Annotated in this window: 22 protein-coding genes; 10 read left to right on the forward strand and 12 right to left on the reverse strand. The window is 73.2% G+C overall.

Annotated elements, in window-relative coordinates; genetic code table 11:
* The first annotated feature begins 92 nt into the window (after window positions 1-92).
* Window positions 93-416, forward strand: coding sequence for an Rv1322 family protein (locus tag ABTZ03_RS08090; protein WP_350512016.1), 324 nt, complete (start codon window positions 93-95; stop codon window positions 414-416).
* Between the two features lie 13 nt (window positions 417-429).
* On the opposite strand, the gene ABTZ03_RS08095 is transcribed toward ABTZ03_RS08090, so the two are convergent.
* Entirely contained in the window at window positions 430-1,197 is a 768-nt protein-coding gene (locus ABTZ03_RS08095) for an ABC transporter permease (RefSeq protein WP_350512017.1), read from the reverse strand.
* A 1-nt stretch (window position 1,198) separates the two neighbouring features.
* Window positions 1,199-2,203 carry an ABC transporter ATP-binding protein gene (locus ABTZ03_RS08100; RefSeq protein ID WP_350512018.1) on the reverse strand — a complete coding sequence of 335 codons (1,005 nt, stop codon included), beginning with the start codon at window positions 2,201-2,203 and terminating at the stop codon, window positions 1,199-1,201.
* A gap of 105 nt (window positions 2,204-2,308) precedes the next feature.
* Between ABTZ03_RS08100 and ABTZ03_RS08105 the strand changes: the two genes are divergently transcribed.
* A complete protein-coding gene (locus ABTZ03_RS08105) occupies window positions 2,309-3,106 on the forward strand; it encodes an alpha/beta fold hydrolase (protein ID WP_350512019.1) in 798 nt (265 codons plus the stop codon).
* Window positions 3,103-3,414, forward strand: a complete 312-nt coding sequence (locus tag ABTZ03_RS08110; protein WP_350512020.1) for a hypothetical protein — start codon at window positions 3,103-3,105, stop codon at window positions 3,412-3,414. Before ABTZ03_RS08105 ends, ABTZ03_RS08110 begins: the two co-directional genes overlap by 4 nt.
* 73 nt (window positions 3,415-3,487) lie before the next feature.
* Here the strand turns inward: ABTZ03_RS08110 and ABTZ03_RS08115 are convergent, their stop codons facing one another.
* The 3 genes from ABTZ03_RS08115 to mce all read right to left on the reverse strand — a co-directional run bounded on the left by ABTZ03_RS08115 (window position 3,488) and on the right by mce (window position 10,335).
* A complete protein-coding gene (locus ABTZ03_RS08115) occupies window positions 3,488-4,417 on the reverse strand; it encodes a coiled-coil domain-containing protein (RefSeq protein ID WP_350512021.1) in 930 nt (309 codons plus the stop codon).
* Window positions 4,418-4,534: 117 nt separating this feature from the next.
* Window positions 4,535-9,394: a polarized growth protein Scy-related protein gene (locus ABTZ03_RS08120; protein WP_350512022.1), complete on the reverse strand. Its 4,860-nt coding sequence runs from the start codon at window positions 9,392-9,394 to the stop codon at window positions 4,535-4,537.
* 497 nt (window positions 9,395-9,891) lie between these two features.
* Window positions 9,892-10,335: a methylmalonyl-CoA epimerase gene (gene mce / locus ABTZ03_RS08125; protein ID WP_350512023.1), complete on the reverse strand. Its 444-nt coding sequence runs from the start codon at window positions 10,333-10,335 to the stop codon at window positions 9,892-9,894.
* Between the two features lie 254 nt (window positions 10,336-10,589).
* Here mce and ABTZ03_RS08130 point away from each other — a divergent pair, with 254 nt between their 5' ends.
* On the forward strand, window positions 10,590-11,798 hold the full coding sequence (locus tag ABTZ03_RS08130) for an acetyl-CoA C-acetyltransferase (RefSeq protein ID WP_350512024.1): 1,209 nt from the start codon (window positions 10,590-10,592) through the stop codon (window positions 11,796-11,798).
* Window positions 11,799-11,902: 104 nt separating this feature from the next.
* A complete protein-coding gene (meaB, locus tag ABTZ03_RS08135; protein ID WP_350512025.1) occupies window positions 11,903-12,859 on the forward strand; it encodes a methylmalonyl Co-A mutase-associated GTPase MeaB in 957 nt (318 codons plus the stop codon).
* Between the two features lie 48 nt (window positions 12,860-12,907).
* Here the strand turns inward: meaB and ABTZ03_RS08140 are convergent, their stop codons facing one another.
* The 5 genes from ABTZ03_RS08140 to ABTZ03_RS08160 all read right to left on the reverse strand — a co-directional run bounded on the left by ABTZ03_RS08140 (window position 12,908) and on the right by ABTZ03_RS08160 (window position 16,667).
* Window positions 12,908-13,423: a MarR family winged helix-turn-helix transcriptional regulator gene (locus ABTZ03_RS08140; protein ID WP_350512026.1), complete on the reverse strand. Its 516-nt coding sequence runs from the start codon at window positions 13,421-13,423 to the stop codon at window positions 12,908-12,910.
* Window positions 13,424-13,463: 40 nt separating this feature from the next.
* Window positions 13,464-14,255, reverse strand: a complete 792-nt coding sequence (locus ABTZ03_RS08145; RefSeq protein WP_350512071.1) for an AIM24 family protein — start codon at window positions 14,253-14,255, stop codon at window positions 13,464-13,466.
* Window positions 14,256-14,494: 239 nt separating this feature from the next.
* Window positions 14,495-15,145 (reverse strand): AIM24 family protein, encoded by a 651-nt coding sequence (locus ABTZ03_RS08150; protein WP_350512027.1) that lies wholly within the window; start codon window positions 15,143-15,145, stop codon window positions 14,495-14,497.
* The gene (locus ABTZ03_RS08155; protein WP_350512028.1) at window positions 15,145-15,783 is read right to left on the reverse strand and encodes an AIM24 family protein; all 639 of its coding nucleotides are present in this window, start codon (window positions 15,781-15,783) and stop codon (window positions 15,145-15,147) included. The genes ABTZ03_RS08150 and ABTZ03_RS08155 overlap by 1 nt, the downstream gene beginning before the upstream one ends.
* An 80-nt stretch (window positions 15,784-15,863) precedes the next feature.
* Entirely contained in the window at window positions 15,864-16,667 is an 804-nt protein-coding gene (locus ABTZ03_RS08160; protein ID WP_350512029.1) for a DUF2127 domain-containing protein, read from the reverse strand.
* A gap of 241 nt (window positions 16,668-16,908) precedes the next feature.
* On the opposite strand from ABTZ03_RS08160, the gene ABTZ03_RS08165 reads away from it, so the two are divergent.
* Window positions 16,909-17,226, forward strand: a complete 318-nt coding sequence (locus tag ABTZ03_RS08165; protein ID WP_350512072.1) for a DUF3817 domain-containing protein — start codon at window positions 16,909-16,911, stop codon at window positions 17,224-17,226.
* Between the two features lie 392 nt (window positions 17,227-17,618).
* On the opposite strand, the gene ABTZ03_RS08170 is transcribed toward ABTZ03_RS08165, so the two are convergent.
* Window positions 17,619-19,250: a M4 family metallopeptidase gene (locus tag ABTZ03_RS08170; RefSeq protein ID WP_350512030.1), complete on the reverse strand. Its 1,632-nt coding sequence runs from the start codon at window positions 19,248-19,250 to the stop codon at window positions 17,619-17,621.
* Between the two features lie 497 nt (window positions 19,251-19,747).
* On the opposite strand from ABTZ03_RS08170, the gene ABTZ03_RS08175 reads away from it, so the two are divergent.
* The 3 genes from ABTZ03_RS08175 (at window position 19,748) to icmA (ending at window position 22,599) form a co-directional block, all read left to right on the forward strand.
* On the forward strand, window positions 19,748-20,284 hold the full coding sequence (locus tag ABTZ03_RS08175) for a MarR family winged helix-turn-helix transcriptional regulator (RefSeq protein WP_350512031.1): 537 nt from the start codon (window positions 19,748-19,750) through the stop codon (window positions 20,282-20,284).
* 76 nt (window positions 20,285-20,360) lie between these two features.
* Window positions 20,361-20,699 carry a DUF3817 domain-containing protein gene (locus ABTZ03_RS08180; RefSeq protein ID WP_350512032.1) on the forward strand — a complete coding sequence of 113 codons (339 nt, stop codon included), beginning with the start codon at window positions 20,361-20,363 and terminating at the stop codon, window positions 20,697-20,699.
* Window positions 20,700-20,898: 199 nt separating this feature from the next.
* Window positions 20,899-22,599, forward strand: coding sequence for a coenzyme B12-dependent isobutyryl-CoA mutase large subunit (gene icmA, locus ABTZ03_RS08185; protein ID WP_350512033.1), 1,701 nt, complete (start codon window positions 20,899-20,901; stop codon window positions 22,597-22,599).
* Window positions 22,600-22,701: 102 nt separating this feature from the next.
* Here the strand turns inward: icmA and ABTZ03_RS08190 are convergent, their stop codons facing one another.
* Window positions 22,702-23,403, reverse strand: a complete 702-nt coding sequence (locus ABTZ03_RS08190) for a TetR/AcrR family transcriptional regulator (RefSeq protein ID WP_350512034.1) — start codon at window positions 23,401-23,403, stop codon at window positions 22,702-22,704.
* 363 nt (window positions 23,404-23,766) lie between these two features.
* Between ABTZ03_RS08190 and ABTZ03_RS08195 the strand changes: the two genes are divergently transcribed.
* Window positions 23,767-24,768 carry a tetratricopeptide repeat protein gene (locus tag ABTZ03_RS08195; protein ID WP_350512035.1) on the forward strand — a complete coding sequence of 334 codons (1,002 nt, stop codon included), beginning with the start codon at window positions 23,767-23,769 and terminating at the stop codon, window positions 24,766-24,768.
* The last annotated feature ends 723 nt before the right edge of the window (window positions 24,769-25,491 follow it).

Below are 25,491 nucleotides of genomic sequence, written 5' to 3' on the forward strand. Positions count from 1 at the left end.
GCCTCCGGAGGGCCGGGGACCCGCCTCCGCCCGGGGGACAGGCTCTAGGCTGGAACGACGAACTCGAGCCCCCGGAAGAGAGGCAGTCCGCCGTGCCCCGCCGCAACCGGATCAAGAGCGCCGAACCGAGCGAGCGCGGCGAGCCGACCGCCGCCCCGCTCGGCGGATCGCTGCGCCGCACCGAGAACTACCAGGGCGACGACTGGGTGGTCCAGACGGTCGCCGGCACCTCGGGGCGGTCCTACCGCTGCCCGGGCTGCGACCAGGAGATCCCGCCCGGGGTGGGCCACGTGGTGGCCTGGCCGCAGCACGGCGCCGGGGTGGACGACCGGCGGCACTGGCACCGCGCGTGCTGGGGAGCGCGCGAGCGCCGGGCCTCCAATGTGCTGCGAGGCCGCGGCGCTCCGCGCTACTGAGTCCTCGACTCCCTCACGCGTCGCGGTTCTTGAGCACCAGCGCGCCGCCGATCAGGGCCGCCAGGGTCCAGGCCAGGCAGATCGCGAAGCCCGTCCACGGCCCGTACGGCTGGCCGTTCTGCTCGTACACCAGCAGCATCCGCGAGCCCGCGTAGTCGGGGAAGTAGTGGGCCAGGGTCTTGACCTTCGGCACCGCCGAGAGGATCGGCGAGAGCAGGAAGAAGAACGGCACCAGCACGCCGAGCGCGAGCGTCTGGTTGTGCAGCATGGCGGTGACGCCGGCCGAGAACAGGCAGAGCATCGTCAGGTACAGCGCGGCGCCGAGCACCGCCCGCAGCACGTGCGGCTCGCTCAGCGTGGTGGAGTGCGAGCCGAGCAGCGCCTGGCCGGTGAAGAAGGTCGCGAAGGCGGTCACCAGCGCGACCGCGAGCGCCAGCACGCCGAGCACCAGCGCCTTCCCGGCCAGCAGGGTGCCGCGCTGGGGGACGGCGGCCAGGGTGACCCGGATCATCCCGCTGCTGTACTCGTTGCCGATCGCCAGCACGCCGAAGACGATGATGGCCAGCTCGCCGAGCATGATGCCGGAGAAGGCCGTGCCGGTGGCGTCGAAGGGGCTCTGGTCGTGCCGCCGGAACTCGGTGAAGTTGTTGTTGGTGAGCAGGGACAGCAGCGCGCCGATCCCCACCGTGACCACGAAGGCCAGCGCGAGCGTCCAGAGGGTGGAGCGGACGCTGCGGATCTTCGTCCACTCGGAGCGCAGGACCGCCGGGAAGGACGCCATCTCAGTTCTCCTCCTGCCGCACCGCCGCGGCCGGCCGGGTGCCGTCCGCCTTCCAGCCCGCGCCCCACTCGCCGGGCGCGCCGGCCGCGTCCCGGCCCGGGCCGTCGCCCGCGTGGTACTCCACCGAGTCCGCGGTCATCTGCATGAACGCCTCCTCCAGCGAGGCCTGCTGCGGGCTGAGCTCGTGCAGCACCACGCCGTGCGAGGCGATCAACTCGCCGAGCCGGGCGATGTCGCCGTCGACCACCTCGTAGGAGCCGTCCGGGCCCGGCTCGTGCCGCAGTCCGGCGCCGGTCAGGACGTCGAGCAGGCGCTCGGGCTGCGGGGTGCGCAGCCGTACGGCGGAGCGGGAGTTGCGCCGGATGAACTCCGGCATCGGCAGGTCGGCGAGCAGCCGGCCGCGGCCGATGACCACCAGGTGGTCGGCGGTGACGGCCATCTCGCTCATCAGGTGGGAGGAGACGAAGACCGTCCGGCCCTCGCCGGCCAGCCGCTTCATCAGGTTGCGGATCCAGAGGATGCCCTCCGGGTCCAGGCCGTTGACCGGTTCGTCGAACATGACGATCTCCGGGTCGCCGAGCAGTGCGGAGGCGATGCCCAGGCGCTGGCCCATGCCGAGCGAGAAGCCGCGGGCCCGCTTGCGGGCGACCGGGGTGAGGCCGACCAGGGCGAGCACCTCGTCCACCCGTCTCGCCGGGATCCGGTTGCTCTGGGCGAGCCAGAGCAGGTGGTCGCGGGCGGTGCGGCCGGGGTGGACGGCCTTGGCCTCCAGCAGGGCGCCGATGTACTTGAGCGGCTCGCTGAGCTGCCCGTAGCGCCTGCCGTCGATGGTGACCCGGCCGCTGGTCGGGCGGTCCAGGTCGAGGATCATGCGCATGGTGGTGGACTTGCCCGCGCCGTTGGGGCCGAGGAAGCCGGTGACCACCCCCTGGGGGACCGAGAAGCTGAGCCGGTCCACCGCGAGCGTCTTGCCGTAACGTTTCGTCAGGTCGTGCAACTCGATCATTCGCGCTCCCTTACTCTCTGTCAGGCTAGGACAAAGCGGATGTCGTGGCCCGTCGAGTGGGTCCGGTGAGTGGGCCCATCGGTCCCACCGGAATACGGTGGGCGCATGAGCGAGCTCCCTTCTGCGGTTTCCGTCCGCGAGAGCGGCACCGGAACACCCCTCGTGCTGCTGCACGCCTTCCCCCTGAACTCCTCGATGTGGTCCGCCCAGCTGGACGCGCTGCCCGGACTCACCGGGGACGAGGTCCGGGTGCTCGCCCCCGACCAGCGGGGGTTCGGCGGCACCGAGCTGGGCCACGACGAGCCCTCGCTGGACCTGGTCGCCGACGACCTGGCGCTGCTGCTGGACGCGGCCGGGATCGACCGGGCGGTGCTCGGCGGGCTCTCCATGGGCGGCTACGTCGCGCTCGCCTTCGCCCGCCGCCACCCGGACCGGCTGGCCGGTCTGCTGCTGGCCAACACCCGCGCCACCGCCGACACCGACGCCGTCCGGGCCGACCGGGAGCGGATCGCCGCCGCCGTCACCGCCCGGGACAGCGTCGGGCTGCTGCTGGACGAGCGGGTGGCGGCCAAGCAGCTCGGGCCCGACTCGCAGCACCTGGTGGACCGGGTGCAGACGATGGTCGCCGCCGCGCCGCCGGCCGCCGTCGCCTGGACCCAGCGGGCCATGGCGGCCCGTCCGGACTCCCTGGAGGTGCTGGCCGGGATCCGGGTGCCGGTCGCACTCCTCGCGGGCGCCCAGGACGCCCTGGTGCCGCCGGAGGAGGCCGAACGGATGCTGGCGGCCCACCCGGACGCCGAACTGACCGTCGTCCCCGGAGTGGGCCACCTGAGCGCCCTGGAGTCCCCGGGGGCGTTCGACACCGCCGTCCGCCGGCTGCTCGCCCGGGTGGCCGCCGGATGAGCCCGGACGCGGCGGGCTGGGACTACTCCGCCCTGGAGGTCACCGGCCGGATGCCGGTGACCAATCGCGGCGAGGGGCTGGTGGAGCTGACCCTGGAACCGCTCGGCGAGGACTACTGGATGCGCCCGGGGGAGACCTTCATCGTCACCTCGTACGGCGACTACGGGTCCGGGCACCCCTTCGAGGTGCAGTACTGGCCGGACTCGGTCTCGGTCTGGTGCACCTCCTGGTTCGGCACCGTCTCCGACGACGAGGGCAACCAGCTCAGCAGCGGGCACCAGCGGCCCGACGGGGCGTACCCGAGGTAGTGACACCCGCAAACGCGGCAGGTCCTCACCCCGAAGGGTGAGGACCTGCTCGGTGCCGGGCCGGACGGCCGGGTCAGCGCGACTGCTGGGCGGGCACGCCCATGGTGTCGTCGGTCGGCAGCGAGGCGGCGGCCACGGCCGCGCCGGTCAGCGTCGCCAGCATCTCGCGGACGTTGGTCAGCTGGGCGTTGATGCTGTCGCGACGGTTGGTCAGCGCCGCCAGCTCGCGCTCGGACTCGCTGCGGATGCGGTCCGCCTTGGCGTTGGCGTCCGCCACGATGTCCTCGGACTGGCGCTGGGCCGTCTCGACGGTCTGGCGGGCCCGGCGCTCGGCGTCGGTGCGCAGCTTCTCGGCCTCCAGGCGCAGCTGCTCGGCCCGGTGCTCGATCTCGGCGAGGCGCTTCTCGGCCTTGGCCTGGCGGGCGGCCAGGTCGCGCTCGGACTGCTCGCGGCGCTTGGCCAGGTTGGTCTCGAACTCCAGCGCGGCCTGGGCGGCCTTGGTGCGGGTCTCCTCGAAGAGGGCGTCCGCCTCCTCGCGCTTGTTCTGGGCGTCCTTGTTGGCCTCGGCGCGCAGCTGGGCGGAGTCGCTCTTCGCCTTGTCGACGATCCGCAGACCCTCGTCCTCCGCCTTGGCCTTGCGGTCCTTGGCGTAGTTCTCGGCCTCGGTGCGGACCTGCTGGGCGGCGGCCTCGGCCAGCTCGCGGTGCTGCTCGGAGGCGCGGTGCGCCTCGTCGCGCAGGTCCTTCGCCTCCTCCTCGGCGAGCCGCAGGATCTTCTCGACCCGGGCGCCGAGACCGGCGTAGGAGGGCTCCTGCTCGGCGACCGCCGCCTGGGCGGTCTGGGTCTCCAGGTGGAGCTCCTCGATGCGCTTCTCCAGCGCACTGATCCGGGTCAATGCACTGTCACGGTCGGCCACCAGCTTGGTGATCCGCTCGTCGACCTGGGCGCGCTCGTACCCACGGCGCACCAGGTCGAAGCCGTGAGGGGAGTGACTGTCGCTCATGGGACTCTGGGCTTCCTGTCGTCAAACCGCTGAGGTGGTTGAGGGAATCCTGACACGGTACCGGAGTGTCGACGGCGAAATGCCGTTCTCTCACGGACAATGACCGTCAATGTCCGCTCAATCGGGTGGTGCGTTCTTGGAACGATTGCCACCCGACCGGGGGGAGCCAACTCCGGCACCGGCCTTGGCACCCCCGTCCTTCTTCGTGCTGCTTCCCCCGTTGGCCTGGGCGACCGGTGACGGTGCCTCGAACGCCTCCAGCGCCGAGAGCACGTCCTGGACCCTGGAGATCTCGGTGTTGATGTCCTTGCGGCGGCGCACCAGCTCGTCCAGCTCCCGGCGGCCCTCGCCGGTGACCCGCTCGGCCTCCGCCTTCGCCTCGGCGATCAGCCGCTCGGCCTCCGCCTTCGCCAGTTCGATCTGCTCGTCCGCGGTGTGGTCGGCGTCGCGCAGCCGCTTCTCCGCCTCGGCCGCCGCGCCGTCGAGCCGCTCCTCGGCCTCCGACTCGGCCGACCGCAGCTTGGCCTCGGACTTCTCGATCAGCGCCTCGGCCCGCTCGGTGGAGTTGGCGAGCTTGGTCTCCGCCTCCTTGAGCAGGCCCTCGGCCTTGCGGACGGCCGACAGCCGGACCTTGCTGGCCTCCGCGGAGGCCTCCGAGGTGAGCTCGCCGGCCCGCTCCTCGGCCGCCGCGACCAGCGCCGCGGCGCGGTCCTCGGCCTCGGCGACGGCGGCCACCGCCTGCTCCTCGGCCTCGGTCAGCTGCTCCTGGGCGGCCGTCACCAGCGCGTCCACCCGCTCGCCGGCCGACTTCATGGCCGCCGCGTTCTCCTTGCGGGCCCGCTCGTGCAGCGCCTCCACCTCGGCGTCGGTGCGCTCGCGCAGCTCCTCGGCCCGCTCGCGGATCGCGGTGGCGTCCCGGCGGGCCTCGGCGAGCAGCGCGTCGGCGTCGGAGCGGCCCTTCTCGACCTCGGCCTGACCGGCCGCCTCGCCCGCCGCGACCAGCCGGTCGGCCTCCTTGCGGGCGGCCGCGACCATCGCGTCCGCCTGCTCCTCGGCGGCGGCGGTGGTGGCCAGCGCGGTGGTCTGGGCGTCCTCGCCGAGCGACTCGGCGTCCGCGAAGGCCTTTTCCAGGACGGACTTGGCCTGGTCCCGGGTGGCCTTGTCGAACTGCTCGGCGGCCTCCCGGGTCTCGGCGTCGTAGGCGTCCGCGCGGGAGCGGCTGGCGCTGTCGTAGTCGTCGGCCAGGGTGCGGGTGGCGAGCGCGTACTCCTCGGCCTCGGCGCGCAGCCCGGCGGCCAGCTCCTCGGCGTCCGCGATGGTGCGCAGGCCCTGGGCCTCGGCGTCGGCGACCGTACGGGCGGCGTGCGCCTCGGTGTCGGCGCGCAGCTGCTCGGCGGCCCCCTGGGCGGCGCGCAGCTCGGCCTCGGCCTCGGCGCGCAGGTGCTCGTCGTAGGCCTGGGCCTCGGCGCGCTGCCGGCCGAGCTCGGCCTCCGCGGCCTCGCGCTCGGCGGTGAGCTCCAGCTCGGTCCGCTCGCGCAGGGCCGTGGTCTCGGCGTCGACCCGGGCGCGCTGCTCGGCGGTCTCCCGGTCGGCCAGCTCGCGCTGCTCGGTGGTCTCCCGGTCGGCGAGGGCACGGGTCTCGGCGGCGTCCCGCTCGGCCAGGTCGCGGGTGTCCGCGGCCTCCTGCTCGGCGGTGGCCCGCAGTGCGGCGATCTGCTCGGCGGCGGCCTCGTGCAGGCCGGCCACCGACTGGCGGACCTCGGCGGCCTCCTCCTCGGCGGCGGCGACCAGTTCGGCGCCCTCGGCCCGGGCGGCGGCGACCGCGTCCTCGCCGTCGGCGCGCGCCTGCTCCAGCTCGGCGGCGGCCTCGGCGCGGATCCCGTCGGCGGTGGCGCGGGCCTCGGACAGCTCCCGGCCGGCCTCGGCCCGGACGGTCTCGGCCTGCTCGTTGGCCAGCGCCAGTTCGGCGGCGGCCTTCTCCCGGGTGACCTTGGCGTCCTGGGCGGCCTCGGCCCGGCGCTGGCCGGCGGCCTCGGTGGCCTGCTCCAGCAGCTCGTCGGCCTCGGCCCGGCGCTCGACGGCGTACTGCTCGGTCTCGGCGCGCAGGTCGGCGGTGGCCTGTTCGGTCTCGGCGCGCAGGTCGACGGCGTACTGCTCCGTCTCGGCGCGCAGGTCGCCGGAGTACTGCTCGGCCTCGGTGCGGACCCGGTCGGCGTGGGCCTCGGCGGCCTCGCGCTGCTGGGCGGTCTCCTGCTGGACCAGGGCGCGCAGCTCGGCGGCGTCCTGCTCGGCCCCGGCGCGCAGCTCGCCCGTCTCGCGCTCGGCGAGCTCGCGCAGTTCGGCGGCGTACCGGTCGGTGCTGTCGCGCAGCTCGGTGGTCTCGGCGGCGGTGCGCTCGGCGAGGTCCACCGCGGTCTGCTCGGCCTCGGTGCGGACCCGGTCGGCGTAGGCCTCGGCGGCCTCGCGGACGGCGGCCGTCTCGGCGGCGGTGCGCCGGGTCAGCTCGTCCGCGGCCTGCTCGGCGTCGGTGCGCAGGGCGGCCGTCTCGGCCTCGGTGCGCTCGGTGAGTGCGACGGCGGTCTGCTCGGCCTCGGTGCGGACGCGCTCGGCGTAGGCCTCGGCGTCGGTGCGCAGCGCGGTGGTCTCGGCGTCGGTGCGCTCGGTCAGCTCGGCGGCGGCCTGTTCGGCCTGCTCACGGGCGGTCCGGGCGGCGGCCAGCTGCTCGGCGGTCTCCTCGCGCTCGCGCAGCAGCCCGTCGGAGGCCTCCTCGCGTTCGCGCCGGCTCTCCTCGCGCAGCGCCTCGGCGGCGGCCTCGGCCTCGCCCCTGGTCCGGGCGGCCTCGGCGTCGGCCTCGGCGCGCACCCGCTCGGCGTCGCCGACCGCGGCGTCCCGGACGGCCTTCGCCCCGGCCTGGGCGTCGGCGGTCAGGGCCTCCGCGGCGGTGCTCGCCTCGGCGCGCACCCGCTGGTCGAACTCGGTTGCGTCGCGCCGGAGTTCGGCGGTCTCGCGCTCGGCCGCGGTGCGGTTCTCGGCGGCCGCGGCCTTGGCGGCGGCCAGCGCGTCCTGGCCCTGCTGCTCGGCGGTGGCGGTGATCTTCCCGGCCTCGGCGCGGGCCCGGGCCAGGGTCTGCTCGGCCCGGCCCTGGGTCTCGGCGGCCTGTTCCTGGGCCTGCTCGCGCAGCCGCTCGATCTCCCCGGCGGCACCCGCGCGCAGGTCGTCCGCGTCGGCCTTGGCCCTGGTCAGCAGCTCCTCGGCGTTCTTCGCCGACTCCTCGATCTGCAGCACGGCCTGGCGGCGGGCCTCGCTGCGGGCCCGGTCGGCCTCGGCGGCGGCCTGGGCGCGCAGCTCCTCGGCCTCGGCGCGCAGCCGGGCCGCCTCGTCCTGCATCTGCTCGATCCGCTCGCGGATCGCGGCGGCGTCGTCCAGCGCGGCGTTCTGGGCCTGCTCGACGGCGGCCTGGGCCTGCTCGCGCAGCCGCTGGGCCTCGGCGTGCGCCTCGGTGCGGATCCGCTCGGCCTCGGCGGAGGCCTCGCCGCGGGCGGCCTCGGCGTCCCGGTTGGCCCGGCCGAGCACCTCCTCGGCGGTCTTGGCGGCCTTGGCGAGGTGGACGGTGGCGTCCTTGGCGCCGGCCGCCCGGCCCTCCTCCTCGGCCTCGCCGCGCAGCCGCTGGGCGTCGGCCTCGGACTGGGCGCGCAGCTCGGCGACGTCCCGGTCGGCCTGGGCGCGCAGTTCGGCGATCGCGGCCTCGGCCTCGGCCTTCAGCTGGGCGGCGACCGACTCGGCGGTGGCCCGCAGCCGCTCGCTCTCCTCGGCGGCGGCGGCCTTGGCGGCGTCCGCCTCGGCCTGCCGGGTGGCGGCCTCGGTCCGGATCGCCTCGGCCTCCGCGCGGATGGCCTCGGACTCCTTGGTGGCGTTGGCGACCAGTCGGGCGATCTCGGCCCGGGCGGTCTGCGAGCGCTGCTCAGTGGCGGCGTCGCCGTCGGCGACCCGGCGCTCGGCGGCGGCCTCGGCGTCGGCCTGGAGCCGCTCGGCGGCCTGCTCGGCCTGGACCCGCAGCTCGGTGGCCTCCCGGCGGGTGCGCTCGGCCTCGGCGATCGCCGCGTCGCGCAGCCGCTCTATCTCGGCCTTCGCGGCGCCGAGCTGCTGCTCGGCGCGGGCCTGCTCGGCGGCGGCCTGCTCCGTGAGCCGGCCGATCTCGGCCTGCGCGGCGGCCAGCTGCTGTTCGGCGGCGGCATGGGCGGCGGCCAGCTCCTGCTGGGCCTGGCCGCGGGCCGCGTCCACGTCGGCGGCGGCCTGGGCGCCGGCCTGCTGGGCGTGCTCGGAGGCGGCGCGCAGCAGTCGTTCGGCGTCGTTCTGGGCCTTCTGCAGGGCGGCCTCGGCGGCGGCGTGGGCCTCGCCGCGGGCGGCGTCCACGTCGGCGGCGGTCTGGGCGCGGGCCTGGTCGGCCAGGGCGGTGGCCTCGGCGCGGGCCGCGGCGACCATCCGCTCGGACTCGGCGCGGGCGTCCTGGAGGAGGCGCTGGGCCTCCTGCTCGGAGCCGCTGCGGGTCTGCTCGGCCCAGCCGTTGACGTGCTGCTCGGCGGAGCGGCGCAGCTCGGTGAGCTCGTCCTCCAGCTGGCGGCGGCGGGCGGCGAGCTCGGCCTCCAGCCGGGCGGTGCGCTCGGCGGCCTCGGCCATGATCCGCTGGGTCGCGGCCTGGGAGTCGCGCAGCTGGCGCTCGGCGTCGGCGCGCATCTGCTGGGCCTGCATCTCCGCGGTGCGGAGCATCTGCTCGGCCTGGCCGGAGACGGCGTCGAAGGCGCGTGGCTGGGCGAGCATGCGCCGGGACTCGTGCAGCTTGGCCCGGAGCACCTCCACCTGGTAGGCGAGGTCCTCGGCATGCTCGACTGCCTTGTCCCGCTCCTTCCGAGTCCGACCCATCTCGGCCTCGAACTGGGAGAGGTGATCGTCAACCTCGTAGCGGTCGTTGCCCCGCACTCCGCGGTCCCATCCATCTCCTGGTCGCGTCTTCGACCCGGCCTGTCCCGGGCTCCCGTGTCCGGGGCACCGGTCCGACTGGTCCTTGCATCCGCGGCCACCGGACGACCCCTGCCAAAGCCGGGGGCGTCCGCCGCGGTCGTCGGAGTCCTGGCTGCGGGAGCGCGGCGGTGCCGCGTTCCCCCGTCCGGGTGGACTCCTGGGCGAACTCTTGCCTGTGGAGAATGGTGACAGATCCGTCTTGCGACTGTTCAGCCGTGCCCGCGTACTGGACTCCCCTGCGACGGGCCGACCACCGGAGGGCGGACAGGCCAGTCATCGGCCGTGCCCGTCGCCTCCGTCCCCCGGAGTCTTCGCGCACCTGGGCATTGTAGTGGGAGCGCACCGCGGGGGAATGGCCGCGTGGTGGTTTTCCGGCTGCCGGACCACGTTACTGACGGGTCGCTAGGGCCGGATCGCGGTGTGCCGCCCGGGGACGGGCGGAACCGGGGGCGGTTTCAGTGCTCCTCGTGGCCGCCCGGCTGCGCGGAGGTGACCAGCTCGGTCAGCACGCCGCCGCAGTCCTTGGGGTGCAGGAAGGTGATCCGCGAGCCCATCGAGCCGATCCGCGGCTGGTCGTACAGGACCCGGACGCCCTTGTCGCGGATGGCCTCGGAGTCGCCGTCCACGTCGGCGGTGCCGAAGGCGATGTGGTGCACGCCCTCGCCGTTCTTCTCCAGCCACTTGGCGACGGTGGAGTCCGGCCGGGTGGGCTCCAGCAGCTGGAGGTACGATGCGCCGCCGTCGTCCGTCCCGTTGATCCGGAGCATGGCCTCGCGGACGCCCTGCTCCTCGTTGACCTCGCTGTGGAACACCTCGAAGCCGTAGGTGGCGCGGTAGAACTCGACGGTCTTGTCGAGGTCTCGGCAGGCGATGCCGATGTGGTCGATGCGGGTCAGCACGGCGGCCTCCAGGGCGGTGGACGGAAAGTGGCACCCAGTGCAGCGCATCGCTCGGAGCCGGCGCCAGTGCCGGACGTGCGAGCCTGCTCACACACCGGCTTTCACCCGGACGTTCACCCGGACCGCGTTGACACGGTGTTGACTGGACGGTGCCAGTGCGCTCGATCACACCGTCGCTCCGGTGACGGGCGGAAAGCGGGTCAGTACCCTGAGCGCAACCTCACCTGGCCACGACGTGCGAAGGGGCCCGTCCCATGACCAACACCACCTCTGTGATCGTTGCCGGTGCACGGACCCCGATGGGTCGCCTGCTCGGCTCGCTCAAGGGCTTCTCCGGTGCCGACCTCGGCGGCTTCGCGATCAAGGGCGCGCTGGAGCGGGCCGGGATCACGGGTGAGCAGGTCCAGTACGTGATCATGGGCCAGGTGCTGCAGGCCGGCGCCGGCCAGATCCCGGCCCGCCAGGCGGCCGTCAAGGCCGGCATCCCGATGAACGTCCCGGCGCTGACCATCAACAAGGTCTGCCTCTCCGGCCTGGACGCCATCGCGCTCGCCGACCAGCTGATCCGGGCCGGCGAGTTCGACATCGTGGTGGCCGGCGGCCAGGAGTCGATGACCAACGCCCCGCACCTGCTGCCGAAGTCCCGCGAGGGCTACAAGTACGGCGCGGTCGAGGTGCTGGACGCGATGGCGTACGACGGCCTGACCGACGCCTACGAGAACATCCCGATGGGCGAGTCCACCGAGAAGCACAACACCCGGCTGGGCATCCCGCGCGAGGTGCAGGACGAGATCGCCGCCGCCTCGCACCAGCGGGCCGCCAAGGCGCAGGCCGACGGCGTCTTCGAGGCCGAGATCGTCCCGGTCGCCATCCCGCAGCGCAAGGGCGAGCCGGTGCTGTTCGGCCAGGACGAGGGCATCCGCGCCGACACCACCGTCGAGGGCCTGGGCCGGCTGCGCCCGGCCTTCACCAAGGACGGCACCATCACGGCCGGCACCTCCTCGCAGATCTCCGACGGCGCCGCCGCGGTGGTCGTGATGAGCAAGGCCAAGGCCGAGGAGCTGGGCCTGACCTGGATCGCCGAGATCGGCGCCCACGGCAACGTGGCCGGCCCGGACAACTCGCTGCAGTCGCAGCCGTCCAACGCGATCAAGCACGCGCTGGGCAAGGAGGGCCTGGAGGTCTCCGACCTCGACCTGATCGAGATCAACGAGGCCTTCGCGGCCGTCGCGTACCAGTCGATGAAGGACCTCGGCGTCTCCTCCGACATCGTCAACGTCAACGGTGGCGCGATCGCGCTCGGCCACCCGATCGGGATGTCCGGCGCCCGCGTGGTGCTGACCCTGGCGCTGGAGCTGCAGCGCCGCGGCGGCGGCGTCGGCGCGGCCGCGCTGTGCGGCGGCGGTGGCCAGGGCGACGCGCTGATCGTCCGTGTTCCTGGTGAGCAGAGCCCCAAGGCCTGATCTGCTCTCTGCTCTCTGAACCCCTCGGGGCTGCGGACCGCCACCAGTGGTCCGCAGCCCCTTCGGCATCCGCCGTCCGCCGACATCCGTGCAAGGAGATCCCGATGATCGATGTCGCCGCGTTGGTCGAGCAGGCCCGGGAGGGCCGGCCGCGGGCGGTCGCCCGGCTGATCACGCTGGTCGAGAACGCCGCCCCGCAGCTCCGGGAGGCGATGGCCGCGCTCGCGCCGTACACCGGCCAGGCGTACACGGTGGGCCTGACCGGCTCGCCCGGGGTCGGCAAGTCGACCTCCACCTCGGCGCTGGTCTCGGCCTACCGGCGGCTCGGCAAGCGGGTCGGGGTGCTCGCCGTCGACCCCTCCTCGCCGTTCTCCGGCGGGGCGCTGCTCGGTGACCGGGTCCGGATGCAGGACCACGCGACCGACCCCGAGGTGTTCATCCGCTCGATGGCCACCCGCGGACACCTGGGCGGGCTGTCCTGGGCGGCCCCGCAGGCGCTGCGGGTGCTGGACGCGGCCGGCTGCGAGGTCATCCTGGTCGAGACGGTCGGGGTGGGGCAGTCCGAGGTCGAGGTCGCCGCCCAGGCCGACACCGCGGTGGTGCTGCTGGCCCCCGGGATGGGCGACGGCATCCAGGCCGCCAAGGCGGGCATCCTGGAGATCGGCGACGTCTTCGTGGTCAACAAGGCCGACCGGGACGGCGCCGACGCCACCGCCCGGGAGCTCAACCACATGCTCGGCCTCGGCGAGGCCCGCGAGGCGGGGGACTGGCGCCCGCCGATCGTCAAGACCGTCGCGGCGCGCGGCGAGGGCGTGGACGAGGTGGTCGAGGCGCTGGAGAAGCACCGCGCCTGGCTGGAGGAGCACGGCGAGCTGGTGGCGCGCCGCCGCCGCCGGGCCGCCCAGGAGATCGAGGCGATCGCGCTGGCCGAACTGCGCGCCCGGATCGGCGACCTCTCCGGGGACCGCCACCTGGCCGGCCTCGCCGATCGGGTCGTCTCCGGCGAACTGGACCCGTACGGGGCGGCCGACCAGCTGGTGGCCGGCCTGACCACGGGCTGAGCCGGCCTGCCGCCCGTTCCGCAGGGGAACGGGCGGCCCGGGCAGTGCCTAGGAGCGGCCGCGGAGGCCGCGGAGGTGGTCGGCGACCGGGGCGAGGGCCTCGTAGATGGCGTCGAGCTGCTCCGGGGTGAACCGGTCGATGAAGTGGGCCCGGACGCTGCGGACGTGGTCGGGGGCGACCCGCTGCATGGTCTCCCAGCCCTGCTCGGTGAGGTGGGCGTAGAGGCCGCGGCGGTCGTTGGGGCACTCCTGGCGGAGCACCAGGCCGGCGTTCTCCATCCGGGTGATCTGGTGGGAGAGCCGGCTCTTCGACTGCAGGGTGGCCGTCGCGAGGTCGGTCATCCGCATCCGGTGGTCCGGGGCCTCGGAGAGCACGACCAGGATCTCGTAGTCGTTGATCGCCAGGCTGTGCGGCTGGAGTTCACGGCTGAGCTGGTACTCCAGCAGCTTGGCGACCTCCAGATGGGCGCGCCACATCCGCTGCTCCCTGGCGGTCAGCCAGGGAGTCTCCTCCTCGGGCTGCGGGTCAGGGGTGTCCGCCGCGTCGATCGTGTGCGTATCCATGGCACCCAGCATAGCTGATTTAGTTCAATCTTGTACAAGTTTACAGGCCGAAACGCCGGCCGAGTTCGCCCAGGTTACCGACGCCGGGCCGGCCCGGGTCGTGGTCGGGCTGGGACGGCACCCCGCCGGCCGGTACGCCCGCCTCGGCGTCCATCCGGCCGACCGAGCGCTCGGCCATCAGCAGCTCGCTGGACTGCACCAGCACCTGCCCGGCGCCGATGAACTCGAACTGGTGCTCCTCGCCGGACGCCCCGCCGATGCCGGTCAGCCGCCGCAGGCCGCCGACCACCCCGTGCAGGTAGTCGTGGTCGTAGTGGTGGCACGGCGCCGGGCAGTCCGCCCAGCCGACCAGCGCCTGCGGGTCCACCCGGACCGGCGGCTCCACGAAGTGCACCGGCCCGTTCGAGGCGGCGACGAAGCGGCCGGTGCCGAGCAGGGTCAGGAAGCCCGGGATGATCGACTGCTTGAGCCGCAGCGTCGGGTCGAAGGCGAGCAGGTTGCCGGAGCGGACGGTCAGGTTGCCGTCGTCCAGGTCGTAGGAGTTGAGGTCGAAGGCGCGGTCGGCCAGCAGCAGCTTGCCGCGGCCCTGGGCGACCACCCAGTCCGCCGCGTGCAGCGGCGAGTTGAAGTGCTGGCCGAGCACCCGGTCGACCATGCCCGCGCCGACGCCGCGGAAGGTGATGTCGCCGTAGTAGGCGACCATCTTGCCCTTCTGCAGGAAGTAGGAGCCGTTCAGCTCGACGGAGAAGGCGTACGGGTTGACGTTGTCGCCGGCCGGCAGGGTGTACGCGTCGTGCACCACCGGGCCGGCGCTGCCGTGGGTCGTCGGCAGCGGGGCCTGGGTGCCTCCGAACTGCTCCTGGGCGTACGGCTGTTGAGGCGGCGTGGGGTACTCGGACTGCGGGGCGTACCCGGACTGCGGGGCGTACCCGGGCGGCGGCGGGGGCGGGGGCGGCGGGTAGTCCGAGGAGCGGCCGCGGTGCGGCGGCACCGGCGGCACCGTGAAGCCCGGCTGGGTCGGCTGGTCGTGCGGCGAGTGCCCCCCGTACGGCGGCTGCGGCGGGTGGGACATCAGAGCTTCTCCTCGCTCGCCTGGACGTACGCCGTGCCCTGTCCGGACAGCTCCAGCTGGAACGCCTCGCCCGAGCCGCGGCCGATCATCTCGCGCCAACCGATCGCGGTGGAGAGCTTGTTGCGCACCTCGCCGCGGTGCGCCACGTACGCCTGCGGGTCGACGTGCACCGGCTGTCCGGGGACGATCGGCAGCTCGAAGACGCCGCCGTGGGCCAGCACCGCGACCGAGCCGTGCCCCTCCAGCCGGGTGGTGAACAGGCCCTGCCCGCTGACCTGGCCGCGGACCATGCCCATCACCCCGCCCTGCGAGCCGAGGAACACGGTGGACTGCCGCAGCGTGCCCTCGAAGGCGAGCAGCCGGTCCGCCTCGACGAACAGGGTGTCGCCAGTCAGGTCGATCACGTGGACGTGGTGGCCGCCGTGGCCGAACATCACCCGGCCCTGGCCCTCGACGGTCATCAGCGGGGTGTCCTCGTTCGCGACCCGTCGGCCGATCATCGACATCACCCCGCCCTGCCCGCCGGTGATGCTCGGGGTGAACCGGACCTCGCCGGTGTACCCGATCATCGCCCCGCGCTGGCTGAACAGCCGCTGCCCGGGTTCCACCCGGGCCTCGACCAGCTTCCCGTTGATCCGGGTGAAGGCCATCAGACGTCACCCCCGACGGTGCTCTTCTCGGAGGGCTGGACGTACACCAGACCCTCGCCGGTGAACTCGACCTGGACGGCCTCGCCGCCGCCCTCGCCGATCACCGTGGTCCAGCCCGCGCCCGACCGGACGCTGCGGTGCAGATCGCCGGTGTGCGCGATGTACGCGCCCGGGTCGACCCGCAGCGGCATGTCCTTGCCGACCCGCAGGATCACGGCCGGGCCGTGGGAGGTCACGGCGGCCCAACCGTGGCCCTCCACCTTGGTGGTGAAGAAGCCGTTGCCCGAGGAGACGCCGTTCAGCCCGGTGAAGCTGGTGCCGGTGTGCAGTCCGGCCTCGGTGCACAGCAGGTTGTCCGCCTCGACGTAGAGGGTCTCCCCGTCGAGGCGGACCAGGTTGATCTCGGTGGCCTTGTCGGCGAAGTAGCAGGTGCCCTGCCCCTTCACCTCCATGACGGTCATCCGCTCGCCGGTCAGTCTGCGGGCGACCATGCCCCGCAGTCCGTCCCCGCCGCCGGTCAGCTTCTTGAAGGTCATCTGGCCGGTGTAGGCGACCATCGAGCCGTGCCGGGCCTTGACGGCGTCCCCGCCCAACTCGACGGCGAGCACCCGCGATCCCTGGAGTCTGAACTGTGCCACGGCCGCAATCTAGCCGCCGCGGGGGCGGCCGGGCGAGAGGGCGGGGACGAACCGTGACGGGCCCGGGACAATGGTTCGGGTCAGGAGCGTGCGTGCGCCCCGTGGGTCCGGTCGGGGTGGGGGACGGTGCCGGCCGCCTCCTCGACCTCCAGCAGCGAGGCCGAGTGGCGCTCCGCCTCGAAGGCGGCCGCGCCGCCGCGCAGGCCGAACAGCCGCTTGGAGAGCATGATCCAGAGCACCGCGGCGATGTTCAGGGCCAGCGTGCAGATCTTCACCGCGCTGACGTGCTCGTGCAGTTCGTAGCCCTCCAGTGGGAGGAAGGCGGCGGTGGCGACCACGGTCAGGTACTCGGCCCAGCGCTTGCCCAACCAGAGGCCGACCGCCTCGACGATCTCGATCAGCGCGTAGGCGATCATCGCGCCGGCGACGATCAGCAGGGTCTTCTTCTGGTAGCCGAAGGTCTTGCGGATGGTCTCGACGACCGGCGCGTGGTCGAGGTCCCAGTGGAAGTGGTCGGTGACCGGCTTGAAGACCGTGAGGTCCTGCTCGAAGATCCGCTGGACGGCTTCCTGGCTGTTGGAGAACTTCCAGACGCCCCAGGCCATCAGGATGATGATCACTCCGCGCAGCACCCGCTCGACGGCCAGGAAGCGCAGGATGAAGAGGTCCCGCAGCGCCTTGCCGCGCGGCACCAGCGGGGCGTCCGCCGCCGGGCCGGAGCCGTGCGGGGCGCCGAGCGCGAAGTCGCCGCAGCGCAGGCAGCGCCAGGCGTCGCCGACGGCGGTGGCGGCGTGCAGCCGGCCGGCCAGTTCGGGCTCGGTCGGCCGGTAGGTGACGTGGCCGCGCTTGGCGCAGGTCCTGCGGTCCCAGTCGCGCTTGAACATGTGGTGGCTACCCCCCGTGTGCGATGCCGGCGACGCCCGGTTCGCAGGGCGCGCGGGCAGCAGGATAGGGGGTGCGGGCGACGCGCCGCCCCGTCCGGCCGCCTTCTGGCGCGGGGCTGTGACATCCGGCACGGTGGCCACCCCCGGCCGATGATCCGGAGATGTGCTCGGTGATAATGGCCCGAAGGCTTGTGAGTCGCTTCACAAGCGTGCCCGCGCCTCCGACCCCCGTATTGAGGTAATCGACGTGAACAGCAGCGCCGTCCACCGCCTGCGCCTGATCTCGGCCCCCGAGGGGATCTCCTTCATCCTGCTGCTGATCTGCTCGGTGCTGAAGCGGACCACCTCCTTCGACGCGGTGCCGGTGATGGGCATGGTCCACGGGATCCTGTTCATCCTCTACGTGGTCTTCTGGATCCAGGCCTGGCAGGCGCAGAAGTGGGACGCCAAGCGCGGCGTCCTGCTGTTCGTGCTCTCGGTGCTGCCGTTCGGCGGCTTCGTCGCGGAGCGGATGCTCGGGCGCGAGGAGCGCGGGGAGCTGCAGCCCGCGACCGCCTGATCCCGTCCCGCCGGCCCGACCCCGCCCGTCGGGGCGCTCGACAGGCTGCCACGGCCTCCTCTCCCAAAGGGCCGCGGCAGCCTGTCGCCGTTTCTTACCGGGGGTGGTCCGGGGCGACCGGCAAGGCCTCGTCATAAGCATGACAATCCGGGCCGGGAAAGGACAGTGCGGCCGCGGTGAATGGCCGGGAGTCGCTGCCGACGGGCGGGGACGGCCGATGGGGGCGGACGGCGTGGACGGACGGCGGGGACGGACGGCGGGGGCGGACGGCGGGGGCGGACGGACGGCGGGCGTGGACGGCCGACGGGGCGGACCGACGGCGGGCATGGACGGACGCCCGGGGCCTGCCCTCCAACGAGGCCCCGGGCGTCCAGCTCACCTACCGCCGTACGTCACTTGACGTTGACGGCGGTCCAGGTTGCGGCGACGGCGTTGTACTCGGCGCTGCTCGCGCCGTACAGGTCCGCCGCGGCCTTCAGGCTGCCGGTGCGGGCCGCCGCGTAGTTGGTGGTGGAGGTGAAGTAGGTGGTCAGCGCGCGGTACCAGATCGCCGCGGCCTTGTCCCGGCCGATGCCGGCGAGGCTGGAGCCGTTGTACGTCGGGCTGTTGTAGCTGACGCCGTTGATCGTCTTGGCGCCGCTGCCCTCGGCGAGCAGGTAGAAGAAGTGGTTGGCCACGCCGGACGAGTAGTGGACGTCCAGGCCGCCGACCGAGGAGGACCAGTAGTCGGCCGAGCGGCCGTCCTTGGAGGGCTGGTCCATGTAGCGCAGCGGCTTGCCGTCGCCGTTGATGTTGATCTGCTCGCCGATCAGGTAGTCCGGCTTGTCGGCGGCCAGGTTGGCGTACCACTCGACCATGGTGCCGAAGATGTCCGAGGTGGCCTCGTTGAGGCCGCCGGACTCACCGGAGTAGTTGAGGCCCGCGGTGGCGGAGGTGACGCCGTGGGTCATCTCGTGGCCGGCCACGTCCAGCGCGGTGAGCGGGTGGGTGTTGCTCGCGCCGTCGCCGTACGTCATGCAGAAGCAGGTGTCGCTCCAGAACGCGTTGACGTAGTTGGTGCCGTAGTGGACCCGGCTGACCGCGCCGACGCCGTCGTTGCGGATGCCGTTGCGGCCGAAGGTGTTCTTGTAGAAGTCCCAGGTGGCGGCGGCGCCGTACTGGGCGTCCACGGCGGCGGACTCCTGGTTGGAGACCAGGCCGTTGCCGAAGCTGTTGGTGGTGTTGGCGACCAGGGTGCCGCTGCCGGAGGTCTTGTTCTTCAGGGTGAAGGTCGCCTGGCCGCCGCGGCCGGCGTCCTTGAGCTGGTACGAGCTGCCGCTCTGGGTGGTGGTCAGCGGGACGGTGCCGACGAAGACGCCCTTGCCGCTGCCGGAGGCGGTCTGCACCTGCTCGTGGGTGGAGAGCACCTGGCCGGTGGCCGCGTCGGTGACCAGCAGCTGGCTGCTCGGGGTGCCGTCGGCGCGCAGGCCCTCGACGGTGGTGCGGTAGGCCAGCCGCGGGCTGCCGTCGGCGGCCCAGACGACCAGCTCGGCCTTGCCCGCCTGGTGCACCTCGGTCAGCGGCGCCTCGTCCTCGTCGACCGTGATGCCGACGGTGGACTGCACGGCGCCGGTGGCCTGGGCGGCGGCCTTGTCCGCCGGGATCTGCGGGGTGAGGCTCGGCAGGGCGAGCTGCGCGCCGATCGCCTTGTCGACGGCGGTGGTGGTGCCGTCCGCCTTCTGGTGCACGACCAGGTCGCCGCCGAGGACGGGGAGCCCGGCGAGGGTGCGCTCGTAGCGGAGGTGACGGGTGCCGTCGGTGTCCACCACGACGTCCTTGGCGACCAGTTGCTCCTGGCCGCCGAGGGACAGGGCGTGGGCGACCTGGCCGGCCCGGCCGTTCGCCTGGGCGAGCAGGTCGGCGTGCTGCTGGGCGCCGCTGCGGGGCTGCGGGGCGGCACCGGCTTGCGCGGCGCCGGCCTGGACGACACCGGTGAGGAGCGCGGTGGCGGAGAGTACGGCGACTGCGGCGAGCTTTCGCTTCACGGACGAGTCCTTCCGGGAAACCGCGTGTGGGCGCGGTCGCGCCGCGTCCCGGGGGCCGGGATCGGCACCTTCGGGGCGGGACGGGCGCTGACGTGCGGGAACCCCGGGCGTTCGGGCGGCCGCCACCGGTTGGGTGGGGGTGGTGGCGGTCGAACGGGGTTGGCGGAAAGCATGACAATCGAGCAAATCAAATGACAGGTCTTCTTCATGAATTGGCCAAGTCCCGCCAAGGACGGGGATTGTGAACGGAAGGACAAAGCGGGTCTTTTGCCCGGACTTTCAGCGGGTTCCGGTCCGAACCGGGGCCTGTTACTGCGGCGTTCGCCCGTTCGACCGTCAACCCCGGTGTGCCGGGCGGCCGTTGTCGTGCGTTCACACCGACGCAATGTCCAGGTATGGACCTGGCCGTCCGATTGGCGGGATCCCGCCACGCGTCGCGCTTGTCCACCATCAGGACGGCTGGTAGCACACGTCCCGTCCGCCGGTACGGTAAGGAGGTGGCCAAGCCCCTCGCACTCGACTTCGACCCGATCGCCCGCGCCGACGAACTGTGGGCCCGCCGTTGGGGCACCGTGCCCTCGATGGCGGCGATCACCTCGATCATGCGCGCCCACCAGATCCTGCTCTCCCGGGTCGACGCGGTGCTCAAGCCGTACGGTCTGACCTTCGCCCGGTACGAGGCGCTGGTGCTGCTCACCTTCAGTCGGACCGGCGAGCTCTCGCTCTCCAAGATCGGCGAGCGCCTGATGGTCCACCCGACCAGCGTCACCAACACCGTCGACCGGCTGGAGCGGGCCGGGCTGGTCGCCCGCCGCCCCAACCCGCTGGACGGCCGCGGGGTGCTCGCCGCGATCACCGGGCGCGGCCGCGAGGTGGTCGAGGAGGCCACCCGGGAGCTGATGGCGATGGAGTTCGGGCTGGAGGAGTACGGCCCCGACCAGTGCCGCCAGGTGTTCGACCTGCTCAAGCCGCTGCGGGTGGCGGCGGGCGACTTCACCGATCCGGGCGAGGGGGCTGCTCGGGAGCGGCCGTGAGGACGGCTACCCTCGTGGGAGCGGTGCGCGGATCCGGGCGTACCGGCCGAGAATGCCGAGCGAGGCGAGGAAGATCATGAAGGCGACCCCCCTGCTGGGCTGGTACCGCGGCCTGGCCATTGCGACCGGCACGGCCCTGCTGGTGTTCTGCGGCTTCATGGTCGCCAAGTACGGCTTCAGCACCGCCGAGGACCTGACCACCTACGTCGCGATGCTGCACGGCTACCTGTACATCGGGTACTTCGTGGTGACCTTCCTGCTCGGGCAGAAGCTGAAGTGGCCGCTCGGCCGGCTGGTGCTGACCCTGGCGGCGGGCTGCATCCCGTTCCTCTCCTTCGTCTTCGAGCGCAAGGTGGCCCGCGAGGCCGCCGAGCGGCTCCCGGCCGGCGACGCCCGCCAGCCGGCCGGCGTCTGAGCCGAACCGCACCGGCCCCGCGAGGGCGCCCCTCCCCGACCGGGGGAGGGGCGCCCTCGGCGTTTCCGGGGCCCAGCGCCGTGGTTCTTCGGGGCGGGTCTCCGTCGACAACTAGTAGGACGTCCGAGTAAATTAGTAGGACGTCCTAATAGCTGTGCCGCCCGGTGCCGTGGCGGCCGTACGGAGCGGAGTTCGGCCCATGGACGCCGAGGACATCGAGCGCGGACGGCAGCGCTGGCAGCAGCGGTACGACAAGGCCCGCAAGCGCGACGCGGACTTCACCACCCTCTCCGGCGACGGCGTCGAGCCGGTCTACGGCCCGGCCCCCGGGCAGCCCGTCGAGGGCTTCGAGCGGATCGGCTGGCCGGGCGAGTACCCGTTCACCCGCGGCCTGCACCCCACCGGCTACCGCGGCCGCACCTGGACCATCCGCCAGTTCGCCGGCTTCGGCAACGCCCGGCAGACCAACGAGCGCTACCGGATGATCCTCGACGCGGGCGGCGGCGGCCTCTCGGTCGCCTTCGACATGCCGACCCTGATGGGCTACGACTCGGACGACCCGAAGTCGCTCGGCGAGGTCGGCCACTGCGGCGTCGCCATCGACTCGGCCGCCGACATGGAGGTGCTGTTCGCCGGCATCCCGCTCGGCGAGGTCACCACCTCGATGACGATCAGCGGTCCGGCCGTCCCGATCTTCTGCATGTACCTGGTCGCCGCCGAGCGCCAGGGCGTGGACCCGGCGGTGCTCAACGGCACCCTGCAGACGGACATCTTCAAGGAGTACATCGCCCAGAAGGAGTGGCTCTTCGCCCCCGAGCCGCACCTGCGCCTGATCGGCGACCTGATGGAGCACTGCGCCCGGGGCATCCCGGCGTACAAGCCGCTGTCCGTCTCCGGCTACCACATCCGGGAGGCCGGGGCGACGGCCGCGCAGGAACTGGCGTACACCCTCGCGGACGGCTTCGCCTACGTCGAGCTGGGCCTGTCCCGCGGCCTGGACGTGGACGTCTTCGCGCCCGGCCTGTCCTTCTTCTTCGACGCCCACCTGGACTTCTTCGAGGAGATCGCCAAGTTCCGCGCCGCGCGCCGGATCTGGGCCCGCTGGATGCGCGACCGCTTCGGCGCCAAGACCGACAAGGCGCAGTGGCTGCGCTTCCACACCCAGACCGCCGGCGTCTCGCTCACCGCCCAGCAGCCGTACAACAACGTGGTCCGCACCGCGGTCGAGGCGCTCTCCGCGGTGCTCGGCGGCACCAACTCGCTGCACACCAACGCGCTGGACGAGACCCTGGCGCTGCCCTCCGAGCAGGCCGCCGAGATCGCCCTGCGCACCCAGCAGGTGCTGATGGAGGAGACCGGCGTCACCAACGTGGCCGACCCGCTGGGCGGTTCCTGGTACGTCGAGGCGCTGACCGACCGGATCGAGCAGCAGGCCGAGGCGATCTTCCAGCGCATCCTGGACAAGGGCGGCCAGGACAAGAGCCGGGAGGACCACGCGATCGGCCCGATCACCGCCGGCATCCTGCGCGGGATCGAGGACGGCTGGTTCACCGGCGAGATCGCCGAGGCGGCCTTCCAGTACCAGCAGTCGGTGGAGAAGGGCGACAAGCGCGTGGTCGGCGTCAACTGCCACCCGCGCAGCGTCACCCCCGAGCTGGAGATCCTGCGGGTCAGCCACGAGGTCGAGCGCGAGCAGGTGCGGGTGCTGGGCGAGCGCAAGGCGGCCCGGGACGACGCGGCGGTGCGGGCCGGGCTGGACGCGATGCTGGTGGCGGCCCGCTCGGGCGAGTCGATGATCCCGCCGATGCTGGACGCGGTGCGGGCCGAGGCGACCCTGGGCGAGATCTGCAACGCGCTGCGGCAGGAGTGGGGGACGTACCAGGAGAACGCGACGTTCTGAGCGTTTCCCCGCCTGAGCGCATGGGCCGCTGAGCGCGTGGGTCGCTGAGCGGGTGGGCCGCCGTACGGAACGCTCCGTACGGCGGCCTCGCCGTGCCCCGGCTCAGCCGGCGGTGGTGAGCGGGCCGAGCAGCAGGTCGGTGAAGCGGCGGGTCCACTCGGGGGTGATCGGCTCGCCGCTGACCAGCACCCGGTGCTCGACCGTCCCGGCGATGGTGTCGAAGATGATGTCGACCTCCTCGCGGGCCGTCGCGGCGCAGGCGTCCGCCTCCAGCTCGCCGCGCGCCTGGGCGGCCGCCCGGCCCTGTCGGACCAGCCGCTTCTGCGGGTCCACGATCGCCTCCCGGATCCGGCGGCGCAGCTGCCGGTCGCGGGTGCCCTCGGCGAACAGGGCGAGCAGCGCGGCCTGGGTCTCCGGACGGGCCAGCAGGGCGGCGAACTGGCCCACCACGGCCTCGATGTCGGCCCGCAGGCTGCCGAGGTCGGGCATCACGAGTTCGTCGAAGAGGCTGGCGACGGCGTCGACCACCAGTTCGTTCTTGGAGGGCCAGCGGCGGTAGAGCGTGGTCTTGGCGACCCCGGCGCGGCTGGCGACGTGGCCCATGGTCAGTCCGCCCCAGCCGAGTTCGGCGAGGGCCTCGCGGGTGGCGTCGAGGATCGCGAGGTCGGCGGCGGCGCTGCGCGGGCGGCCCTTGGCCCGGGTCGCGCCCGCGCCGCCTGGACCGCTTGCACCACCCGTGCTGTCCGGGGGTGTGCTGCGGCGGACCGTGTCGTCCGGGCTGGCGGAGGGCTGGGCGGCCGGCACCGGGTCTCCTTGCGATGTACTGGTAAGTAACCTGGGTGGGGCTGGTAACGGTAGCGACTGTTCGCGGATTCGGGCAGTCGGGCGGGTCGGGAAAGTGGGGCAGGTCACGTCCCCGAACCGTCGGTGGGGCTTGCGGCCGGGGCACCGGCTCCAGTTACGCTACGACCTGTAGCGAAAGCAGTGACAACCAGGCGCCGCACCCGTGGGACGGGGCGGCGCGGGTGCGGGTGGGGATCCGCGCCGAACGGTTCAGGCTACCGGGGGAGGGGTGCACCGCCCGGGAACCCGCATCGCGCAGCCCGCGCGGAGCGACTTTCCGGAGGTTGGTGTCCGCGAGCAGCGCCGACGGGGGAGGATGGTGCCATGCAGCCACGGAATTCGCGTCTCAACAGCTCCGCCCTGCGCGGTGCGGTCGACCTCGCCGCAGTGAAGGCGGCCGGTGAGGCCGCCCAGAAGGCCGAGCAGGCCCGGGCCGAGCGGGCCCGCCAGGCGGCCGCCGCCGAAGCGGACGGAGTCGCCCCCCAGCCCGCCCTCCAGCTCGTCATCGACGTCACCGAGGACACCTTCGAGACCGAGGTCGTCCAGCGCTCCACCGAGGTGCCGGTCGTCATCGACTTCTGGGCCGAGTGGTGCGGGCCCTGCAAGCAGCTCAGCCCGATCCTGGAGGGCCTGGCCGAGGAGTACGCCGGCGCCTTCGTGCTCGCCAAGATCGACGTGGACGCCAACCAGCTGATCGCCCAGCAGTTCGGCATCCAGGGCATCCCGGCCGTGATGGCCGTGGTGGCCGGCCAGCTGGTGCCGCTGTTCCAGGGTGCGGAGAGCGCCGCCAACGTCCGCAAGGTGCTGGACCAGCTGATCCTGGTCGCCGAGCAGCGCTTCGGCATCTCCGGCACCGGCGCCGCCGTGGCCGCCCCGGGCGAGCCGGGCGAGGCCGTCGCCGCCCAGCGCCCGGAGGACCCGGCGCTGTCCGCCGCGCACGACGCGCTGGACGCCGGTGACCTGGCCGGTGCCATCCGGGCGTACCAGGACGTGCTGGCCGACCAGCCGGGCAACACCGAGGCCAAGTTGGGCCTGGCCCAGGCCGAACTGCTCCAGCGGGTCGAGGGGTTGGACCTCCAGGCGGTCCGGTCGGCGGCCGCCGCCGACCCGAAGGACGTCGAGGCCCAGCTGCGGGCGGCCGACCTGGACCTGGTGGGCGGTCACGTCGAGGACGCCTTCGGGCGCCTGGTGGGCACCGTCGGCCGGACCTTCGGTGAGGACCGGGACACCGCCCGGCTGCGCCTGCTGGAGCTGTTCGAGGTGATCGGGCCGGAGGACCCGCGGGTCGTCACGGCCCGTGCGGCGCTGGCCCGCGTGCTGTTCTGAGGCCCGGTCGGGGCGGGGTTCCGCGCCCCGGTCGCGGCGGTCCGGGCCCGGACCTGGCACCGAGTGCCTGGCACGTCGGATGACCTGCGGTGTCGCCTGGTGATTTGGCGACAATCGGGTCAACCGGACAGAGGTTTACCAAATCTTGATTTCACCCGTGGGTGGTCACGTTCAGTGACCACCCACGGGTGTTTCGTTGGTGTTTCCGGCGAATTTCGTCGTCACGATTCCTTCAACACGTCACGCACGGTGCAACTCGGGTCAACTCCATGATCAATGCCACCTGCTGTTGCATTACCCGTCAGTAAGGCACCTCTTGTGCTTCGCCCGGGATTCAAGCACGATCGGCCACGCCCGGTCCCAGACTCCACACCCTCCGACAGCCGGTCGGCCACGCGGAGCGCGGGATCCCCACCGGGTGATCCGCCGGCTTCGGTCGGCGGTAGGGAGGGCAGGGGGGTATCCGCGGTCCCACGGCGGTTCCTGTCCTCGACCGGCCGCGCGGTCCCGCGCGGTCGCAGGTTGTCGCTCGGGGGTGATCGCCGATGTCGTCGGTCCGACCCGTCGTCCCGCAAGGACGGCCGGTTCCGGGACGGGAGTGCCGCGGTACGCAGGCGGCTCCCGCGTCCGACGACGCCCAAGGCGCTCTCCGCTACCGAGGACGTAGCTCTCTCCCATCCCAGGCCCCCACCGGTGCGGGACGCGCCGCCGGGGAGCCGGAGA

Origin of the sequence: Kitasatospora sp. NPDC096077, assembly GCF_040303245.1 — a bacterium.
GTDB lineage: Bacteria > Actinomycetota > Actinomycetes > Streptomycetales > Streptomycetaceae > Kitasatospora.

Excerpts from the sequence above, each read along its gene's own strand:
- ABTZ03_RS08100 (WP_350512018.1), bottom strand. The coding sequence starts at position 2,203 with ATGATCGAGTTGCACGACCTGACGAAACGTTACGGCAAGACGCTCGCG.
- meaB (WP_350512025.1), top strand. The coding sequence starts at position 11,903 with ATGATCGATGTCGCCGCGTTGGTCGAGCAGGCCCGGGAGGGCCGGCCG.
- ABTZ03_RS08160 (WP_350512029.1), bottom strand. The coding sequence starts at position 16,667 with ATGTTCAAGCGCGACTGGGACCGCAGGACCTGCGCCAAGCGCGGCCAC.
- icmA (WP_350512033.1), top strand. The coding sequence starts at position 20,899 with ATGGACGCCGAGGACATCGAGCGCGGACGGCAGCGCTGGCAGCAGCGG.
- ABTZ03_RS08180 (WP_350512032.1), top strand. The coding sequence starts at position 20,361 with ATGAAGGCGACCCCCCTGCTGGGCTGGTACCGCGGCCTGGCCATTGCG.
- ABTZ03_RS08110 (WP_350512020.1), top strand. The coding sequence starts at position 3,103 with ATGAGCCCGGACGCGGCGGGCTGGGACTACTCCGCCCTGGAGGTCACC.
- ABTZ03_RS08150 (WP_350512027.1), bottom strand. The coding sequence starts at position 15,145 with ATGGCCTTCACCCGGATCAACGGGAAGCTGGTCGAGGCCCGGGTGGAA.
- ABTZ03_RS08105 (WP_350512019.1), top strand. The coding sequence starts at position 2,309 with ATGAGCGAGCTCCCTTCTGCGGTTTCCGTCCGCGAGAGCGGCACCGGA.
- ABTZ03_RS08115 (WP_350512021.1), bottom strand. The coding sequence starts at position 4,417 with ATGAGCGACAGTCACTCCCCTCACGGCTTCGACCTGGTGCGCCGTGGG.
- ABTZ03_RS08130 (WP_350512024.1), top strand. The coding sequence starts at position 10,590 with ATGACCAACACCACCTCTGTGATCGTTGCCGGTGCACGGACCCCGATG.
- ABTZ03_RS08140 (WP_350512026.1), bottom strand. The coding sequence starts at position 13,423 with ATGGATACGCACACGATCGACGCGGCGGACACCCCTGACCCGCAGCCC.
- ABTZ03_RS08095 (WP_350512017.1), bottom strand. The coding sequence starts at position 1,197 with ATGGCGTCCTTCCCGGCGGTCCTGCGCTCCGAGTGGACGAAGATCCGC.
- ABTZ03_RS08195 (WP_350512035.1), top strand. The coding sequence starts at position 23,767 with ATGCAGCCACGGAATTCGCGTCTCAACAGCTCCGCCCTGCGCGGTGCG.